Annotated in this window: 15 protein-coding genes; 6 read left to right on the forward strand and 9 right to left on the reverse strand. The window is 66.1% G+C overall.

Features of this window, described 5'->3' with window-relative positions:
- The first annotated feature begins 10 nt into the window (after positions 1 to 10).
- Together GQB00_RS08370 and GQB00_RS08375 are read left to right on the forward strand one after the other, a co-directional pair.
- Positions 11 to 3190, forward strand: a complete 3180-nt coding sequence (locus tag GQB00_RS08370; protein ID WP_165855893.1) for an efflux RND transporter permease subunit — start codon at positions 11 to 13, stop codon at positions 3188 to 3190.
- Positions 3183 to 4631, forward strand: a complete 1449-nt coding sequence (locus GQB00_RS08375; protein WP_165855894.1) for an efflux transporter outer membrane subunit — start codon at positions 3183 to 3185, stop codon at positions 4629 to 4631. The genes GQB00_RS08370 and GQB00_RS08375 overlap by 8 nt, the downstream gene beginning before the upstream one ends.
- A 199-nt stretch (positions 4632 to 4830) precedes the next feature.
- Here the strand turns inward: GQB00_RS08375 and eat are convergent, their stop codons facing one another.
- The 3 genes from eat to GQB00_RS08390 form a co-directional block, all read right to left on the reverse strand.
- Complete coding sequence (gene eat / locus GQB00_RS08380; protein WP_165855895.1) at positions 4831 to 6273, reverse strand: ethanolamine permease; 1443 nt, start codon at positions 6271 to 6273, stop codon at positions 4831 to 4833.
- 62 nt (positions 6274 to 6335) lie between these two features.
- Entirely contained in the window at positions 6336 to 7166 is an 831-nt protein-coding gene (gene eutC, locus GQB00_RS08385; RefSeq protein WP_165855896.1) for an ethanolamine ammonia-lyase subunit EutC, read from the reverse strand.
- Positions 7163 to 8569 (reverse strand): ethanolamine ammonia-lyase subunit EutB, encoded by a 1407-nt coding sequence (locus GQB00_RS08390; protein WP_165855897.1) that lies wholly within the window; start codon positions 8567 to 8569, stop codon positions 7163 to 7165. Before GQB00_RS08390 ends, eutC begins: the two co-directional genes overlap by 4 nt.
- A 177-nt stretch (positions 8570 to 8746) precedes the next feature.
- Between GQB00_RS08390 and GQB00_RS08395 the strand changes: the two genes are divergently transcribed.
- Together GQB00_RS08395 and GQB00_RS08400 are read left to right on the forward strand one after the other, a co-directional pair.
- Entirely contained in the window at positions 8747 to 9736 is a 990-nt protein-coding gene (locus GQB00_RS08395) for a helix-turn-helix domain-containing protein (protein WP_207950643.1), read from the forward strand.
- 91 nt (positions 9737 to 9827) lie between these two features.
- Positions 9828 to 10439 carry an FMN-binding negative transcriptional regulator gene (locus GQB00_RS08400; protein ID WP_165855899.1) on the forward strand — a complete coding sequence of 204 codons (612 nt, stop codon included), beginning with the start codon at positions 9828 to 9830 and terminating at the stop codon, positions 10437 to 10439.
- A gap of 45 nt (positions 10440 to 10484) precedes the next feature.
- On the opposite strand, the gene GQB00_RS08405 is transcribed toward GQB00_RS08400, so the two are convergent.
- The gene (locus GQB00_RS08405; RefSeq protein ID WP_111494680.1) at positions 10485 to 10787 is read right to left on the reverse strand and encodes an antibiotic biosynthesis monooxygenase family protein; all 303 of its coding nucleotides are present in this window, start codon (positions 10785 to 10787) and stop codon (positions 10485 to 10487) included.
- Positions 10788 to 11009: 222 nt separating this feature from the next.
- Here GQB00_RS08405 and GQB00_RS08410 point away from each other — a divergent pair, with 222 nt between their 5' ends.
- Positions 11010 to 11924, forward strand: a complete 915-nt coding sequence (locus GQB00_RS08410; RefSeq protein WP_165855900.1) for a glutathione S-transferase family protein — start codon at positions 11010 to 11012, stop codon at positions 11922 to 11924.
- A gap of 8 nt (positions 11925 to 11932) precedes the next feature.
- On the opposite strand, the gene lpoB is transcribed toward GQB00_RS08410, so the two are convergent.
- Genes lpoB through GQB00_RS08425 form a run of 3 tightly spaced genes read right to left on the reverse strand, consistent with a single transcriptional unit; the run spans position 11933 to position 14456 of the window.
- Entirely contained in the window at positions 11933 to 12550 is a 618-nt protein-coding gene (lpoB, locus tag GQB00_RS08415) for a penicillin-binding protein activator LpoB (protein ID WP_228276684.1), read from the reverse strand.
- Positions 12547 to 12939, reverse strand: a complete 393-nt coding sequence (locus GQB00_RS08420) for a DUF1425 domain-containing protein (protein WP_162628735.1) — start codon at positions 12937 to 12939, stop codon at positions 12547 to 12549. The genes lpoB and GQB00_RS08420 overlap by 4 nt, the downstream gene beginning before the upstream one ends.
- 20 nt (positions 12940 to 12959) lie before the next feature.
- Positions 12960 to 14456, reverse strand: coding sequence for a COG3014 family protein (locus GQB00_RS08425; RefSeq protein ID WP_165855901.1), 1497 nt, complete (start codon positions 14454 to 14456; stop codon positions 12960 to 12962).
- A 157-nt stretch (positions 14457 to 14613) separates the two neighbouring features.
- On the opposite strand from GQB00_RS08425, the gene GQB00_RS08430 reads away from it, so the two are divergent.
- Positions 14614 to 14892, forward strand: a complete 279-nt coding sequence (locus GQB00_RS08430; RefSeq protein WP_111494670.1) for a peptidylprolyl isomerase — start codon at positions 14614 to 14616, stop codon at positions 14890 to 14892.
- A gap of 74 nt (positions 14893 to 14966) precedes the next feature.
- On the opposite strand, the gene GQB00_RS08435 is transcribed toward GQB00_RS08430, so the two are convergent.
- Together GQB00_RS08435 and malE are read right to left on the reverse strand one after the other, a co-directional pair.
- On the reverse strand, positions 14967 to 16706 hold the full coding sequence (locus GQB00_RS08435; protein WP_165855902.1) for a methyl-accepting chemotaxis protein: 1740 nt from the start codon (positions 16704 to 16706) through the stop codon (positions 14967 to 14969).
- A gap of 33 nt (positions 16707 to 16739) precedes the next feature.
- Complete coding sequence (gene malE / locus GQB00_RS08440; protein ID WP_228276685.1) at positions 16740 to 17978, reverse strand: maltose/maltodextrin ABC transporter substrate-binding protein MalE; 1239 nt, start codon at positions 17976 to 17978, stop codon at positions 16740 to 16742.
- Positions 17979 to 18012 lie beyond the last annotated feature (34 nt).

Consider the following 18012-nt stretch of genomic DNA (forward strand, 5'->3'; position numbering starts at 1 on the left):
GAGCCTTTGCATGAATTTTTCCCGATTCTTCGTCGACAGGCCGATCTTCGCGTCGGTTCTGTCCATCATCATCTTCGTGGTGGGGTTGATCAGCATTCCCGGACTGCCGGTCAGCGAGTACCCGGACGTGGTTCCACCCAGCGTCCAGGTCACGGCCAGCTATCCGGGGGCCAACCCCAAAACCATCTCTGAGACCGTCGCCACGCCGCTGGAGGAATCCATCAACGGCGTGGAGGACATGATCTACATGAAATCCGTCGCCGGCAGTGACGGCACCCTGGCCCTGACCGTCACCTTCAAGCTGGGCACCGATCCGGACCGCGCCCAGGTGCAGGTCCAGAACCGGGTCACCCAGGCCCTGCCGCGCCTGCCGGAAGACGTGCAGCGCCAGGGCGTGACGACCCAGAAGCAGTCGCCCAACCTGACCATGGCGGTGCACCTGCTGTCGCCGGACGACACCTACGACGCCACCTACATCCGCAACTACGCGGTACTGCACATCCGTGACGAACTGGCGCGCCTGCCCGGCGTGGGTCAGGCCGGCCTGTTCGGCGCCGGCGACTACGCCATGCGCCTGTGGATCGATCCGCAGAAAGCCGCCTCCCACGGCATCACCGCCAGCGACGTCTCCCGCGCGGTGCGTGAGCAGAACATCCAGGTATCGGCCGGCCAGATCGGCGCGCAGCCCATGCCGGAGAAGAACGACTTCCTGATTTCCATCAACGCCCGCGGCCGTCTGGAAACCGCCGAGGAGTTCGAGAACATCGTCGTCAAAACCGGCGACGACGGCGAAATCACCCGCCTGGGCGACATCGGCCGCGCCGAGCTGGCCGCCTCCGAGGACGCCCTGCGTGCCCTGCTGAACAACAAGCAGGCGGTGGCCATCCCCATCTTCCAGTCGCCGGGTTCCAACTCCCTGGACGTCTCCGCCGCCGTGCGCGCCAAGATGGACGAGCTGGACGACAACTTCCCCGACGGCCTGACCTGGGAAGTGGCCTACGACCCGACCGTGTTCGTCAGCAGCTCCATCGACGCGGTCATCTCCACCCTGCTGGAAGCGGTCGCCCTGGTGGTGCTGGTGGTGATCCTGTTCCTGCAGACCTGGCGCGCCTCGCTGATTCCGCTGCTGGCGGTGCCGGTCTCCATCGTGGGCACCTTCGCGGTGCTGTCGGTGCTGGGTTTCTCCATCAATACGCTGACCCTGTTCGGCATGGTGCTGGCTATCGGCATCGTGGTGGACGACGCCATCGTGGTGGTGGAGAACGTCGAACGGAATATCGAGGAAGGCCTCAAACCCCTGGCCGCCGCCCACCAGGCTATGCGCGAAGTGAGCGGGCCGATCGTCGCCATCTGCCTGGTCCTGTGCGCGGTGTTCGTGCCCATGGCCTTCCTGGATGGCATCACCGGCCAGTTCTACCGCCAGTTCGCGGCGTCCATCGCCATCGCCACGGTGATCTCGGCGATCAACTCGCTGACCCTGTCGCCGGCCCTGGCTGCCACCCTGCTCAAGGGCCACGACGCACCCAAGGACCTGCCCGCGCGTCTGATCGACCGGCTGTTCGGCTGGCTGTTCCGGCCGTTCAACCGGTTCTTCGACCGCAGCGCCAAGGGCTACGAAGGGTTCGTCCGTCGCAGCCTGCGCACCCGTGGTGTGGTGTTCCTGATCTACGCCGCCATGCTGGGCGGCACGGTGTTCCTGTTCGACCAGGTGCCGGGCGGCTTCATCCCCACCCAGGATAAGACGTATCTGGTGGGCAGTATCCGCCTGCCGGAAGGCGCCTCGCTCGACCGCACCGAAGACGTGGCCCGCAGCGTTAGCGACATCGCCCTGGACACCGACGGCGTGGCCGATGCCGCCGCCTTTGTCGGCTACAACGCGCTGCAGGGCACCAACACGCCCAACATCGGCACAGTGTTCATCCTGTTCGACGACTTCAAGGAACGCGACCGCACAGCCCAGGAGATCATGGGCGAGATCAACGGCAAGCTGGCCGGCATCAAGGAAGGCTTTGCCATTTCCTTCATGCCGCCACCGATCTTCGGTCTGGGCGCGGGCTCCGGCTACTCGCTCTACGTGCAGGACAAGACCGGCGCGGGTTACGGGGTGCTGCAGAATGCCACCAACCAGCTCGCCGGCGCGCTCAGCCAGCAGGACGGCATGAGTTACCCGTTCAGCTCCTACCAGGCCAACGTGCCGCAGCTGGATGCGGACGTGGACCGACGCCAGGCCAAGGCACAGGGGGTTGCCCTGGATGACCTGTTCGGCACCCTGCAGTTCTACTTCGGGTCGCTGTACATCAACGACTTCAACCGCTTCGGGCGCACCTATCAGGTGGTCGCCCAGGCCGACGCGCCCTACCGGGACGACGTCAGCGATCTGGAGCACCTGTTCGTGCGCAACAACCAGGGCGAAATGGTGCCGCTCAGCTCCATGGTCACCCTGGAGCGCAGCTTCGGCCCGGACCCTGTGATCCGCTTCAACGGCTATCCGGCGGCGGACCTGATCGGCCAGTCCGACCCGGCCGTGCTGTCTTCCGGCGAGGCCCTGGACAAGGTCGCCGAGGTGGCGGAACAGACGCTGCCGCGCGGCATGGACATCGCCTGGACCGACCTCAGCTTCCAGCAGATCACCCAGGGCAACGCCGCCATGGTGGTCTTCCCGCTGGCCGTGCTGCTGGTGTTCCTGGTGCTGGCCGCGCTCTACGAGAGCTGGGTGCTGCCGCTGGCGGTGATCCTGATCGTGCCCATGTGTCTGCTGGCGGCGCTGTTCGGCGTCTGGCTCACCGGCGGTGACAACAACGTCTTCGTCCAGGTGGGGCTGGTGGTCCTGATGGGGCTGGCCTGCAAGAACGCGATACTGATCGTCGAGTTCGCCCGGGAGAAGGAGATGGAAGGCATGGACACCATCGCCGCCGCCCTGGAAGCGTGCCGACTGCGTCTGCGCCCGATCATCATGACCTCCGTGGCCTTCATTGCCGGCGTTGTGCCGCTGGTGCTGGCCTCCGGTGCCGGCAGCGAAGTGCGCAACGCCATGGGCATCACCGTGTTCAGCGGCATGATCGGCGTGACCCTGTTCGGCCTGCTGCTGACGCCGGTGTTCTATGTGGCCCTGCGTCTGATCAGCGGCAAGTCCCTGGACAAGACCGCTACCGTCGCCCTGGAAAACCAGACCGGAGACCAACATGCGTAAACGTTACCTGGCCCTGGCGCCCCTGCTGCTGGCAGGGTGCGCCGTCGGCCCCGACTATCAGACACCGGATGTGCAGGCGCCGGAGCAGTTCAGCGAGGCGCGCGACAGCGCGCCCTTCTCCGCCGCGGACGAAGCCCGCTTCTGGGGTGGGTTCAACGACCCGGTACTGGCGAACCTGATCGACGACGTCATGACCGACAACCAGACCCTGCAGGCCGCCCTGGCCCGCTTCGAGCGCGCCGACGCCCTGCTGCGCGGCGCCCGGGCCGACCGAATGCCCGCCATCGGCGCCAGCGCCTCCGCCCGCTCCCAGCATCTGGCGGAAGCGGAGCGCACATCGGCCGACACCGGTGACGCCGACGTGGACGTCTATCGCGTCAGCGCCAACGCCAGCTGGGAGCTGGACCTGTTCGGGCGCCTGCGCCGGGCCAGCGAAGCCCAGGCCGCGCGCCTGCAGGCTGCCGGCGCCGAGCTGGACGCCCTACGCGTCTCGCTCGCCGGCGAGGTGGCCGCCAGTTACTTCGAGCTGCGCGGCCTGCAGCAGCAGTTGGACGTCGCCCGCAACAACGTCCGCATCCAGCGCGAGTCCCTCGACATCGTGCGCTCACGCCTGGACGCCGGTCGCAGCACCCGCTTCGACGAACGCCGCGCCGAAGCCCAACTGGAGCGCACCCGCGCGGCCCTGCCGCAACTGGAAGCGGACGTGCGGGTGCGGATGCATCGCATCGCCGTGCTGTCTGGCCGAGCACCCGGTGAGCTGATTCCACAGCTGTCCGAGGCCGAACCGCTGCCGTCCGCCCTGCCGCTGATTCCCGCGGGGACGCCAGGCGACGTGCTGCGCCGCCGGCCGGACATCCTGGCCGCGGAGCGCCAGTTGGCGGCCGCGACGGCGGACATTGGCGTCGCCACCGCGGATCTGTACCCGCGCTTCAGCCTCGACGCCCTGCTGGGCAGCGTGGCGGTGGACGGCGGCGATCTGTTCAGTGCCGGCGCCGAATCCCGGGCCGTAGGCCTGGGCATCGACTGGTCGTTCCTCAACTTTGGCCGCGTCCGCTCACGGATCGACGCCGCGGATGCGGACGCCCAGGCGGCCCTGGCCAATTACCGCCAGGCCATTCTCGACGCACTGGAGGAAACCGAGAACCGCCTGGTCCGCTACGCCCGCGCCCAGGAGCGCACCGAGCGCCTGCAAGCCAGTGCCCGGGCGGCCCGCGAGGCCGCCGAACTGGCCCGCACCCGCTACGAGCAGGGTTACATCGGCTACTTCGAAGTGCTGGATGCCGAACGCGAGCAACTGGACAGCGAGAACGCCCTGGAACAGGGCCGGACCGCATCGGTGTTGGCCATGGTGAATCTGTATCGGGCACTGGCGGGCGCACCCGGGAAAAGCGAACAGGCCACCGCGTCAAAAGCACCGGCGGCGTCGGACGGACCGGCTTGAGCCGCGACTCGTCCGCAATGTCGATGTAGCAGACGCTTTAGCTTCCGAGCCGCCCCGACGGGACGGCCGATGGTTACGGGTTTATCCCGACACAGGGGACCCTTGCGGGTCCTCCGAAGATGAAGCTTCGGCTACATGACGCTCCAAACAGAAAGGCCGGCAGGTTTCCCTGCCGGCCTTTTCTTTGCCCTCTTCCAAATCAGGCCTGGGCAGGCCGTGCTTCCGTGGACGCCTCGTCCTCATCACCCAGCGAATGCTCGGCATCCAGCACCAGGGCCAACTCTTCCTCAGCGGTCTTGGCCACCAGGTGGTTCTTGCCGTAGGCGAAGTAGTACACCGCGCCGATCACGAACAGCACGATGGTGTAGTTGAACGCCCGCGGGTCGAAGGCGTAGACGCCGGTCATGGCGACCAGGGACAGCACCAGCGCAATCACCGACGTGACCATGCCACCCGGCGTCTTATAGGGGCGCGCCAGGTGCGGCTGGCGCAGGCGCAGCAGGATGTGACTGCCGGCCATTAACGCGTAGGAGATGGTGGCACCGACCACCGCCATACCCAGGATCAGGTCGCCCTCGCCGGTCAGCGACACCAGGAAACCGAACACGCCCGGCACCACCAGGGCCCACACCGGCGCCTTGCGCTTACTGGTCAGGGACAGGGCCTTGGGCAGGTAGCCGGCCCGGGACAGGGCGAACACCAGGCGGCTGTAGCCGAAGATGATCGAGAAGAACGAGGCGATCAGGCCGGCCAGCCCCAGCACGTTGATCACCGTGGCCAGGGTCGCCTGATCCGTGGCTTTCAGGGCATCCACCAGCGGCACGCCACTGGCGCCGATCATCTCCGCACCGGCGGCACCCGCCAGCAGGAAGACCACCAACACGGCGGTGAACAGCAGGAACACCATGGCGCCGATGATGCCCTTGGGCATGTCCCGGGCCGGGTTCTTGGATTCCTCAGCCGCCAGGGGCACGCCTTCCACCGCCAGGAACAGCCACATGGCGAACGGCAGCGCCGCCCACACGCCGTACCAGCCGAACGGCAGGAATTCGCTGGCGCCGGATGCCGCCGACGGAGCGATGTCGAACAGGTTGGCGGCATCGAAATCCCCCACCAGCGCAATCGCCGTGGCCAGGATGGCGAACACCGCCAGGCCGCTGATCACCATCATCACCTTGAGCGCCTCGCCGACGCCGGCCAGGTGAATGCCCACGAATACAGCGTAGAACAGGGCGTAGACCCAGGGCCCGTTCACCCCGAGTAGCTCTTCCACCGCGGCGCCGATAAAGATCACGATGGCCGCCGGCGCCAGGGCGTACTCGATCAGCACCGCCAGCCCGGTCAGATAGCCGCCGGTCGCGCCCATGGCGTGGCGGGCGAAGCTGTAACCGCCGCCGGCGGCGGGAATCGCGGCGGACATCTCCGCCAGGGACAGCACCAGCGCGAAGTACATCAGCGCCATCAACGCCATGGCCACGGCAAACCCGCCCCAGCCGGCCTCACCGATCCCGAAGTTCCAGCCGGCGAAATCGCCGGAAATCACATAGGACACCCCCAGCCCCGCCAGCAGCACCCAGCCGGCGGTTCCCTTTTTTAACTGGCGCTTGGCCAGGTACTCGTCATCCACGTTGTGTGTCGTCATTGCGTTCTCCAGAAGAGCCTTCGTTTTATGGAATCGTTGTGGTTTTTTGAATCGTTATGGTTTTAGTGAGTGAGGAAATTCCTGTTATCCGACGAAGCATCGACCACCACTTCCTCGGTACGGTCCTTGAGCCCCACGCCCGACAGTTTCAGGCGGAAGGCTTCGCGCAATAGATACAGCAGCCGCTGGCTCGCCTGCTCCACCGGCAGCCCGGCGGGCCGCACGTTGGACACGCAGTTGCGGTCGGCGTCGTTGAGCCCGGGCCGCGGATTCCAGGTGAGGTACAGCCCCAGGCTGTCCGGCGAACTGAGCCCCGGCCGCTCGCCGATCAGCACCGCCACCACCCGGGCCTTGAGCGCCGCGCCCACGGCATCGCCGATGGCCACGCGGCCCTGCTCCACCACGGTGAGCGGCGCCAGACGCCAGTCGTCGCGCTCCTGCCCCAGGTCCTGCAGGAAAGCACTTAGAAACGGCACGGCGTTGGCCAGCACCGCCGAGGACGACAGGCCGTCGACCACCACCAGCGCCAGGTCGTAGCCGTCCGTGGCCAGATCGGGTTCAGCCAGTTTTTCGCTGGACGCGGGGGACAGCTCCCGCCCCAGGTCGGGCCGCTGCAGGTAGGTCGCCCGGTCATCGGCCTGGCTGTGGAGCCGCAGCGGCGCCACGGCGCTCAGCTGCGGGCTTTCGAGTGCCGCCAGTTCCTCCAGCAAGCGATCCACGTCGAGCGGGAAGTGCACCGCATCCCGGGCACGGGCGTGAGCCAGCTGGAATTCGAGCATCTCCGAGGTGGGCAGGCTGATGCCGGCGCGGCCCAGACCAATACGGGCGTCCGTGTACTGGCGCAGGGCGCGCCAGGGGTTGTCGATCACCGGGGGTTTGTTGCGATCGCTCATGACGCACCTCCGGTAATGCGCTTGAGACTGGGGCCGAACAGACCCGGCAGGGTCGCCGCCGGTTCGTGGCGGCGCACGTCGTCGAACACGCCCATGCGCTCCAGCCAGGCCTCGAACTCCGGCGCCGGACTCAGCCCCAGCACGCGACGGGCGTAGAGGGCATCGTGGAAGGAGGTGGTCTGGTAGTTGAGCATGATGTCGTCGGAGCCCGGGATGCCCATGATGAAGGTGCAACCGGCCACCCCCAGCAGGGTCAGCAGGTTGTCCATGTCGTTCTGGTCGGCCTCGGCGTGGTTGGTGTAGCAGATGTCGCAGCCCATGGGCACGCCCAGCAACTTGCCGCAGAAATGGTCTTCCAGTCCGGCGCGGATGATTTCCTTGCCGTCGAACAGGTATTCGGGGCCGATAAAGCCCACCACCGTGTTCACCAGCAGCGGCTTGAATTCGCGAGCCACGGCGTAGCTACGCGCCTCGCAGGTCTGCTGGTCCAGGCCATGGTGGGCGTTGGCGGACAGCGCGCTGCCCTGCCCGGTCTCGAAGTACATGGCGTTCTGGCCGACGCTGCCGCGATTGAGGGACAGTGCCGCGTCCCGCGCTTCCTTCAGCGTCGACAGGCCGAAACCGAAGCTGCGGTTGGTGGCCTCGGTGCCGCCGATCGACTGGAACACCAGATCCACCGGCGCGCCCTGCTCGATCGCTTCCAGCGTGTTGGTCACATGGGTCAGCACGCAGGACTGGGTGGGAATCTCGTACTTGCGGATCACCTCGTCCATAAGCTGCATCAGCTGCTTGGCCTGGGCCACGTTGTCGGTGGCCGGGTTGATGCCAATGACCGCGTCGCCGCTGCCGTAGAGCAGGCCGTCGAGGATGCTGGCGGCGATCCCGGTGGCGTCATCGGTGGGGTGATTGGGTTGCAGCCGTGTGGACAGGCGCCCTTCCAGGCCAATGGTGTTGCGAAACGCGGTTTCCACCCGACACTTGCGGGCGACCAGAATGAGGTCCTGGTTGCGCATGATCTTGCTGACCGCGGCCACCATCTCCGGGGTCAGGCCGGGCCGGATGCGGGCCAACATGTCGCTGGACGCCGCGTCGCCCAGCAGCCAGTTGCGGAAATCGCCCACCGTCAGGTGGCTGACCGGCTCGAAGGCACTGCGATCGTGGCTGTCCAGGATCAGCCGGGTGACCTCATCCTCCTCGTAGGGCACCAGGGCCTCGTTCAGGAAGGTCTTGAGCGGCACCTCCGCCAGGCACATCTGGGCCACCACCCGCTCTTCGTCCGAGTCCGCCATCACGCCCGCCAGCCGGTCTCCGGACCGGGCCGGCGTGGCCTTGGCCATCAGATCCGCCAGGTTCCGGAAGTTCCAGGTCCGGCCGCCCAGGGTGTAGGAGTATCGTTGTTGCATACGCGGTCCTGCCTCTTCTGCCCCGACGCCTGGCGCGGGGAACGGATATTGCTCTGTTATTCCACTGTAACGCCGCCCCGTGAGCCGGGTTATCGAAAATTGGCAAACCTGAAACGAGACGAAAGTGCTACGGGATTAGGCACTAAAGCTCAGTGGCAAAGGCAGGATATGGCGACCATGATGGAGAGATCGGCCGAAACGTCGGAGGCGATCGTGCACCAGAAAAAACCGCGCAGCGCACCAACCCGGTGCACATCCATTACGGATGACGCCCACGAACAGGCCGACAACCTGACCAACTGGCATCAGGAATACGACCAGCTCAGCGCCGGACGCTTCTACGGCCGCATCGACGAGCTGCACCTGGACGGCATGCAGGTGTACAACGAACACAGCAGCCACGCCCTGCGCCAGCAGTGTCTGGTCTGGCCCGACGCCATCTGGTTCGGGCTGCCCAGCAACTGGCAGGACTGCCGGGTCAACGGCCAGACGCTGGATGCCACCGACATCCTGTGCCGCCCAGGCAGCACCCAGTTCGAACTGGTGACCCCGGCCGGCTTTGACATGCTGGGCATCGTGGTACGGGAGACGGCACTGCTGGAAACCGCCGACTCCCAGGGCGTGGCCATCTCTACCGAAGACGCCCGCCGCGTGGCCCGGCTCACCCTGCCGGAAGAAACCCTGCGCAACGTGCGCTACCTGATCACCCGCATCGTGCAGGCGGACGCCGGCAACCTGGACGGTAGCATCCACCACGACCTGCTGATGATGGCCCTGCTGGAAACCCTGGAACGGGAAACCCCCAACGCGTCGGTCGCGCCCAGCTACCAGCATCGCAAGGCGGTGGTGGAGCGCATCAAGGATTACGTGGAAAACGCCGGCGACCTGCCGGTCACCATGGCGGAGCTGTGCGAACTGGCCTGCGTCAGCCGCCGCACCCTGCAATACAGCTTCGAGAGCATTCTGGGCATCAGCCCCCTGCAGTTCCTGCGAGTCACCCGGCTCAACCGGGTCAAGCGGATGCTCAGCAACGGCGACGCCCCGTCGGTCTCGGATGCCGCCGGTTACAACGGCTTCTATCACCTGAGCCAGTTCTCGTCCGACTACAAGCAGCTGTTCGGCGAGCGCCCTTCCCAGACCCTGGCCCGGCACAGCGCGGCGGCCTGACTGTTCCGGTCGTCACGCCCGCCGCCTGTACCTTCATCCTGCCTCCCGGCCCGCCTATACTGATCCGTCAGCCATCAACCGGGAGTTGACGATGCACGTGCCCAAGCACTTTGCCGAGCAGGATGAGCAGCGGATGCGGGCGCTGATCCGCGAGCGCGGATTCGGCACCCTGGTCACCTCGGGACCGGAGGGGCCGGTCGCCAACCACCTGCCCTTCCACCTGGACGACGCCGGCCATCTCCAGTGCCACGTGGCGCAGGCCAACCCGGTGTGGCAACAGCTCCAGCGGTCACCGCGCGTGCTGGTGATCTTCCACGGCCCCGACGCCTACATTTCCCCCAACTGGTACGCCACCAAGCAGGAAACCGGCAAGGCCGTGCCCACCTGGAACTACCAGGTCATCCACGCCCACGGAAACGCCGTGGTGGTACAGGATCGGGACTGGCTGCGGCAACACCTGGACCGACTGACCCACGACAACGAAAGCGGGCGCCCGCAAGCCTGGCAGGTGGATGACGCCCCGGCGGACTACATCGAGCGAATGACCAACGCCCTGGTCGGCCTGGAGATCACCGTCGACCGCCTGGAAGGCGCCACCAAGGCCAGTCAGAACCAGCCGGAGCGCAACCGGGAGGGCGTCAGAGAAGGGTTACGTCGTGAGGGGCGGGAAGCGGCCGCGGCCATCAGCCGGGAGGTGCCGTAGCCGGGAACAGACTTCCCGGCACGGCAATGTTGAGTGTGTACCGACTTACAGGACTGACTGGAAGCCCTCGAACTGGGGCGGGCCCAGGTAGATGTCCTTGGCCGGCTTGGCGTTGGCGTGGGCCTTACGGAACGCCTCGGACTTGGTCCAGTTGACGAAGGCTTCCTCGGACTCCCATACGCTGTGGGACGAGAACAGCGTGTGATCCTCGTAGCTCGGTCCCTGCAGCAGCGTGAACGACTGGAAGCCCGGTACCTCGTCGAGATAGGTCTCCCGGTTGCGCCAGATCTCGATGAAGGCCTCTTCCTTGCCCGGTGCAATACGGAAACGGTTCATGGCGATGTACATGTTTCTACTCCTGCTTGGTCAGCGATTCGGCCTCACCGTGGGCCTGAGTTTCCGCCCACTATAGCAGCCTTGGCCGCAGGCCTTTGACGTCCACCTCGAGTCGTCGGTGACGTTGATCATGCCTGGCCCTGCGGGCCAGAATCCCTCGGCCAGGCGATTGTGGCTGACGGTGGCGAAGGCAGCCTGTATGGTCGAGAGCCCTGTCTTTGTCACGGAGACCCCATGTCTGACCTGATCCTGCACCAGTACGCCCTGTCCCCCTTCTCCGAGAAAATCCGCGCCATGCTGGGCTACGCCGAGCTGCCGTGGCAGGCGGTGGATGTGCAGGAAATGCCGCCGCGACCGGAGCTGGCACCACTGGCCTCGGGCTACCGCAAGATCCCGGTGGCGCAGTTGGGCGCCGATGTGTTCTGTGACACCCGCACCATCGCCCGGGAAATCGCGCACCTGAGCGGACGCTCCGAACTGGACCCGGATCGCCAGCCACAGCCGGTGCAGGACTTCGTGCAAACGCTGGACCTGGAGGTGTTCCTGGCCTGCGTCCTGTCGGCCAGCGGCGGCAGTTTGCTGTTCAAGCTGGTGCGCTGCACCTCGATCCTGCACACCTACCGGTTTCTCAAGGACCGCATCCAGATGGGGCGCCAGGCCAGGGTGCCGGCCATGGGGCCCAAGCAGGCGCGCCGCCGGGTCGCGGCGCACGTCGAGGATCTGGAGAAACGGCTGGAGGCGGATTTCCTGTTCGGCGACCGGCCCTGCGTGGCGGACTTTTCCGCTTACCACGGCCTCTGGTTCGTGGCGGATCTGGCGGGCAAGCCGGTCCTGCGGGAAGCACCGCGGGTACGCGCCTGGATGGCCCGCATGCGTGCCTTCGGACACGGCGAGGTGCGGCCCATCACCGCCGGGCAGGCTCTGCAGGCGGCCCGGGACAGCGAACCGCGCCCTCTGCCGGACGGCCGGGATCATCCCCAACTGGGCAGCCCCGTGAGCATCACGCCGAACGACTACGGCCGGATCCCGGTCACCGGCCAACTGCTCGCGGACGATGGTCAACGCTGGGTCGTCGCCCACGACCACGACCGCGTTGGCCGCGTCCACATTCACGTGCCCCACGCCGGCTTCGTGCTGACGCCGGCCTGAGCCCCGGTTTACCAGGCCACGGTATCGTTGGACCCGCGCTTGATGATCGGTGTTTCGTTTTCCCAGGTGGCCAACCCGCTGCGAAGATCGGTCAGGCTGAGCTGGAAGTAGTATTCCACCTGCTGTTCGTCCTCGACCTTGTGGTTGCGCTGGATGATCTTGCCGGACAGGCTCAGATCCGGTGCCTGCAGCGTGCCTTTCTGCTGCACGCCGGACTGGTCGAATTCCTCGTTGTTGCGCAGTTCCCGGGCCTGCATGTTCATCTCGTCCTCGGGTCCATCGACGCCCACCGCGGTGGTCGTAACCACCTTGCCGGAGCGCAGCAGCGCCACCCGGATCTTCTTGGTGAGCTGGTCGGTGTCGATGCGCTGCATGGTGTCGTTGGTGATGCGGCTGACCACCATGATGTACCGATCGCCACCGGGCTTGTCCACGGCGCCGCTGGCCAGCAGGTCCTGCACGGCGTCGTCGGCCGCACGCTCGAAGTCGCGGTAATCGAGGGTCATGGCCACCGGGCCGTCGTCCGCGGCCGGGTCGACGTAGCGGGTCGGCGTGGCGCAACCGGCCAGCAGAACGCTGGCCGCGCCCAGGGCCAGCATGGATCGGGAGATGCCTTTCAAACTCATGGCTGACGGTCCTCACGTAGATGCAACTGGAAGCTGACAGCCCGTTCCTGGGGCGCTGTCGCGGTAAAGAATCGGGTCTGGTCCCGCAGGATACGCGCGGGGCGATAGCCTTCGCCAACGCCCCGGACCACCATGCCATCGTCGTCGAACCAGGTCACCGCCCACTCCATGTCGGTGTCCTGATAGGCCTGGACCGAGAACTGGATGCGCAGCAGGCTGCCGTTGGGTGTGCTCACCCGCTGATCGAGCAGCTCCTGGACCACCAGGGACTGGCGAATTTCCGGGTCGACCTTGAGGTCATCCCGCTGGGTGTATTCCCGCTCCGGCTGGACCAGCGCACAGCCGGTCAACAACGTCAGCCATCCAAACAGCACCAGCCAAGACTTCATTCGGATCATGGTTTCCTCCATCAAGTACCGCCGCATGACCGGGGATCCGCCCCGCCGCCGGCCAACACCAGGCACTGGCCCGGCCGCCTTCCCTGCAGGTCCAGTAACATTACTGTAGCGGGTCCGGCGGCGGTAGGCCGTTTCACGTAAATCAGCGTAAAGGGTTGATCCGGGACATCCAGCGTCCCCAGTCGCCCGCGCACGGAGTCGGACAGTTCGACCTCGCCATCGGCCGGACGTTCCAGGCGCGTCACTTCCCAATGATTCGGCATCGCCTGCCAACCGCGCAGGTCCGCCTGGGTGGTGGCCAGGGAATAGATGATCGAGCCCAACTGACCGGCAATGCCAAAGGACTCGGTTGCCTGGTACTGCATCGCGCCCTTGACCACGGCTGCGGAGATGGCCCGGGTCAGGATACTGGGGAAGCGCGCCTGCATTTCGGTGCGAATGACCTTACCCATGCTGGCGAAATCGTCCGTCGCCGCCTGAATCGTGGGCGTGCTCGCCTGTACGTGTCCGGCGACCGAAGCCCGGTCCCGGTAACGCGGCAGCGCGATGCCGGTCAGGATCATCGAGGCATTGCCGCGGTGGGAATAGAACAGGGGCACGTCAAAGCGCACCTCTTCCAGCACCGGCCCCAGGCCGTTCTCGTACATCACCCAGACCTGCGGCGGCAGGTCCGCCCGGGAGCGTTTGCCGGCAGCAAGAGCCTGCGCCAGCGTCGCATCCGCTTTCAGCGTGGCGTTGCCCGGCGCCATCTGCGCCACGCGCTGCAGTGACGTGGCGGCCCGTTCAATGTCGGAGCTGCCCTGGCCCGTGGCCAGGAAGTAGAGACCGTGCAGGTAGGTGCTGGCCGGCACGATGTAATCCGGGTAGACGCTCCAGCCGCCGGGATCGCCGTAATGGGAACTCAGCACCGAACGCATGCTGCCACTGTCGATGCTCTGCTGGACCATGCGGGCGTTGGCGGGATCGTTGCGCAGGGCGCGTTTCTGTTCGGCGATTTCCTCGGAGAAGAAATCCACGGCCCGGCGGGTGCGGTCGTCGGCGCGATTGAACTCCACGCGGGCGTCGGCGGTATTGCCCAGCGCCAGGAACGACAGCCCCTTGTACGTGTTGACCAGGATCGCTTCGGACATCAGGGCCCGGTAATCCCGGGTGGATTCGTTGACCAGCACCGACATGACGTTCTCGGACGCCGCCGAGGCGAAGCCCTCGGTGTCCAGGTACTTCATGCCGTCTTCGGCCCGGTCGAAGGCATCGATGGCGTCTTTGAAATCGCCTTCCAGCCGGTAGGCTTCGCCCTGGTGCAGCAATTCCAGCACGTGCCTGCCACCGCCGCTCTGCCCCTTGGCGGCGTCGAATTGCATCGCCCCCGCCGCCCGGGCGTACTGGCCCTGGCTGTAGGCACTGTTGAACTGGGCCATCCGGTCCCGCTGCTGGAACACGGAGCAACCGCACAGGCTCAGGGCGACACCCAGTACGGTGACAGCCTGCCATCGGGATCGTGACGTCATTGAGTGTACTTCCGGAATTCCATGGTCCAGCGGGCCGGCCTCATCCGTTCCTACTGACAGGCCACACGTCCTTTTGGTTCACAAAAAACTTGCCTCCGGCGGCGCGCACGGGCAGCATTCCCGGTCTATCCACCCGGTAAACGCAAGGACTACTATCATGGCACAGGCAACCGCACGTCACATCCTGGTCGACACTGAAGCAAAGTGCGAAGAGCTCAAGCAACAGATTGAAAACGGTGCGGACTTCGCCGAACTGGCGCGTCAGCATTCCTCCTGCCCGTCCGGCCGCAATGGCGGCGACCTGGGCACCTTCGGCCCGGGCCAGATGGTACCGGAGTTCGACAAGGCCGTGTTCAACGGTGAGGTCAACCAGGTCCAGGGCCCGATCCAGACCCAGTTTGGCTATCACCTGCTGGAAGTGACCAGCCGCACCTGATCAGTCGGCTTCTCCCTCCTCTCCCCAACCGTCTTCCACCAGGGGAGAGGGGGAAGACGACCCACTCCATATTCTCAATACCTGAACTGCGATACCGCCCCCTGTAGTTCATTTCCCATCGCCGCCAATCGTTCGGTACGGCGACCTGTTTCCGACGCGTGTTCGTTGATCGCCTCGATCTGGCGGGTGAGGTTGGTGAGGTTGCGGTCGATGCTCTGGATGGCATCTCCCTGCTCCGTTGTGGCCTGGGCCACCTGCTGGTTGATGTGCTGCATCTGGCCAGCCTTGGCTTCGATATCCATCAGGCTGCCACGGCAGCGGCGGATCGCCTCCACGGTCTCGCGGCTCTCGTCCAGGCTGTCGCGGATTTCCGCCACCGCCCGCCGGGCGTCAGCCTGCAGGTTCTCCACCAGGCTGCGGATTTCCACGGTGGAGTCGCCGGTACGACCAGCCAGGCCGCGCACTTCGTCGGCCACCACCGCAAAGCCGCGTCCGGACTCCCCCGCCCGGGCCGCTTCAATCGCCGCGTTCAGCGCCAGCAGGTTGGTCTGCTCAGCGATTTCCCGGATCACGTCCAGCACGGTGCCGATGGCGTCGCTGCGCTCGGCCAGTTGATGGATTACCTGACTGGCGGTGTCGATGCGACCGGTCAGGGACTCCATCGCGCGCACCGATGCCTCCGCCGCCGTACCGCCCTGCGCCGTCAGCTCGCTGACTTCCTCCGCCAGGCGGGCGGCCTCGCCGGTACTGGCCTGGATACCGTCAGCGGCGGCCGTCATCTGGTTGGTGGCGGTAGCCACCAGGCTGGTTTCCTGAAGTTGCCGGTCCACCTGACGAGTCAGCGCACCACTGCCTTCACGCCCGTGGGTCGCCACATCGCCGAGCTCGGCGGTAGACAGGCCCAACTGACTAATCAAGGCGCGGAAGCGGGCCAGCATGCCGTCGAAGGCCTGGCTGATCACCTGCAGTTCGTCGTCACGCCGGTAATCGAGACTGGCGGTCAGGTCGTTGTGGGTCTGGATCTGGTCTATCCGCCGGCCCAGGGCACGAATCGGCCGCAGCACGGAACGCAGGAAAATGCCGCCGAACAGCACGGCCACCCCGGCCATCGCCGCCATCATGCCCAGACTGACGCCAGTGGCCCGGTCGACGTCGCTGCGGATAGCCGCCACCGAATCGGCCACCGCACCGCTGGCGGCCGACACCGCATCGCCCGCTTCCAGAACGCCATCGCCCAGCGCCTGTTCCTGCTGGCGGTAATCCTCGCGTATGGCCTCCAGTTGCCGGGTCAGGGTCACCGCCCGGTCGCGCGCGGCCTCGCCCATCGAACGCCCCATCAGCATCATGGAGTCCTCGAAGTAGCTGAACATCTTGTCGCCGAGCATTCGGTATTCTTTCAATGTCTTTTTCATCGCCGCGACCCGGTCGGCCAGACCGGAATGAGCGGCGACCAGCGCGTCGAGTGCGTCCACCAGGGCATCGTCCGCAGCATGGGCCTTGTCCAGGGATTCGGGATCGGCGTTGAGCGCCGCGTGGGAATACCAGTACTGCAGCGCCTCCAACTGGCGTTGCGCAACATTGACGCCCCGGGCCCGCTGCGCCAGTTGCCGTTGCTGGCGGATCAGTTCGGCCTGGCGGCCGGTGGCCGAGAGCTGGCGATCGATGCTGGCCTGCTGGCGGTCGACGCTCTGGCCGATGGTATCGATCCGCTGGATCACCAGGCACGAGGCGCCCACGACAATCGCCGTCAGCAGGGCGAACAGGCCGATCACCTTGGCACGGATGGTCAGGGTGCGGATAACGGGAAAACGCATGGCATGACTCCTTGGCACGACGGCGCGGACGGGCTATTGCACCAGGTAATGACGGCGGTTCCAGCCGCGCATCGAATCGAGGCGGCGCAGCAGCTTGCCGGCGTGTTCCAGGGTGGGACGGATCGGCTTCTCGCCCGCCAGCATGTCGGCGAAGCGGCGTGTAAGCAGATCCCAGAAGCGGGTCATCTCCGGCACGTTGGGCATCATCTCGCCGGTGCTGGCTGACGCGAAGGTGTGGCGGATAAACGGATCGTCCGCCAGGGTCTGCTCCAGTGCCAGGTGGGTAACGGCGCCCAGGGGCTTGTCGTCGTTGACCGCGTTGAGGCCATCGCGGGTAAGCAGGTAGTCCTCGATAAACCGCTGGGCGTGCCGGGTGTTCGGCGAGGCGGCGCTGATCCCTGCCGCCAGCACGCCGACGAAAGGTTTGCCCGGGTGCGCCGCGTCGATGCCGGGCACGTCGGCAATGCCGATGTCGATGCCCGCCTCGCGCAATTCGCTCCAGGCCCAGGGGCCGTTGATGATCATGGCGGTGGTGCCCGCCTTGAAACCGTCCATCATGCGGCCGTAGTCGTCGCTCTCTTCGATCACGCCGCGGCGCAGCAACTCGCGCATCGCCTCGACGGCGGCCACGGCACCGGGTGTATCGACGCCAACCTGGGTGAGATCGTAATGACCGTCGGTCTTGCCGAAGCTGAAGCCGCCGGCGCCGGCAATCACCGGCCAGGAGAAGTAAAGGTTCCTGTAGTCCCAGGCAATGGCCCGCTTGCCGTGAGCTCTCAGCCTGGCATCCAGCTCGGCGACCTGCTCCAGGGTGCGCGGCGGCTGGCTGACCAGTTCACGGTTGTAGATCAGGCTGACCACTTCGGTGGCGATGGGATAGCCATAAACACTGTCGCCCACCGTGACCGCGTCCCACGAAAACGGCGCCAGGGCCTGCCGCACGCCGGGCGACGGTTCCACGGTCTCCAGCAGGCCCTCGTTGATCCAGGAGCCGAAACGGTCGTGGGGCCAGATGATGATGTCCGGCGCCTCGCGGGTATAGCCGGCGTGATCGAACTTCCTGGTCAGGTCTGTCGGGGTTTCCACCACCACCGGCACGCCGGTGTCGGCTTCGAACCGACGGCCAACATCGGCCAGGCCGTTAAAGCCCTTGTCGTTGTTGATCCAGACATGCAGTTTGCCGCGCTCCACGGCGAGGACGGTTGGCACTGTCAGCATCAGCGACAGGCCAAGGAACAGAACACGGGCACATCGAATGCTCGGGATTCGCATGGGCGAGACTCCACCGGTTGCCGGCAACGCCATT

The organism is Marinobacter sp. JSM 1782161, from assembly GCF_011421605.1.
GTDB lineage: Bacteria > Pseudomonadota > Gammaproteobacteria > Pseudomonadales > Oleiphilaceae > Marinobacter_A > Marinobacter_A bohaiensis.

Bases quoted from the DNA above. Each gene is read 5' to 3' on its own strand.
- eutC (WP_165855896.1), bottom strand. From the start codon at position 7,166: ATGAGCGATCGCAACAAACCCCCGGTGATCGACAACCCCTGGCGCGCC.
- GQB00_RS08395 (WP_207950643.1), top strand. From the start codon at position 8,747: ATGATGGAGAGATCGGCCGAAACGTCGGAGGCGATCGTGCACCAGAAA.
- GQB00_RS08435 (WP_165855902.1), bottom strand. From the start codon at position 16,706: ATGCGTTTTCCCGTTATCCGCACCCTGACCATCCGTGCCAAGGTGATC.
- GQB00_RS08400 (WP_165855899.1), top strand. From the start codon at position 9,828: ATGCACGTGCCCAAGCACTTTGCCGAGCAGGATGAGCAGCGGATGCGG.
- GQB00_RS08405 (WP_111494680.1), bottom strand. From the start codon at position 10,787: ATGTACATCGCCATGAACCGTTTCCGTATTGCACCGGGCAAGGAAGAG.
- lpoB (WP_228276684.1), bottom strand. From the start codon at position 12,550: ATGAGTTTGAAAGGCATCTCCCGATCCATGCTGGCCCTGGGCGCGGCC.
- GQB00_RS08375 (WP_165855894.1), top strand. From the start codon at position 3,183: ATGCGTAAACGTTACCTGGCCCTGGCGCCCCTGCTGCTGGCAGGGTGC.
- GQB00_RS08390 (WP_165855897.1), bottom strand. From the start codon at position 8,569: ATGCAACAACGATACTCCTACACCCTGGGCGGCCGGACCTGGAACTTC.
- malE (WP_228276685.1), bottom strand. From the start codon at position 17,978: ATGCGAATCCCGAGCATTCGATGTGCCCGTGTTCTGTTCCTTGGCCTG.
- GQB00_RS08370 (WP_165855893.1), top strand. From the start codon at position 11: ATGAATTTTTCCCGATTCTTCGTCGACAGGCCGATCTTCGCGTCGGTT.
- GQB00_RS08420 (WP_162628735.1), bottom strand. From the start codon at position 12,939: ATGAAGTCTTGGCTGGTGCTGTTTGGATGGCTGACGTTGTTGACCGGC.
- GQB00_RS08430 (WP_111494670.1), top strand. From the start codon at position 14,614: ATGGCACAGGCAACCGCACGTCACATCCTGGTCGACACTGAAGCAAAG.
- eat (WP_165855895.1), bottom strand. From the start codon at position 6,273: ATGACGACACACAACGTGGATGACGAGTACCTGGCCAAGCGCCAGTTA.
- GQB00_RS08425 (WP_165855901.1), bottom strand. From the start codon at position 14,456: ATGACGTCACGATCCCGATGGCAGGCTGTCACCGTACTGGGTGTCGCC.
- GQB00_RS08410 (WP_165855900.1), top strand. From the start codon at position 11,010: ATGTCTGACCTGATCCTGCACCAGTACGCCCTGTCCCCCTTCTCCGAG.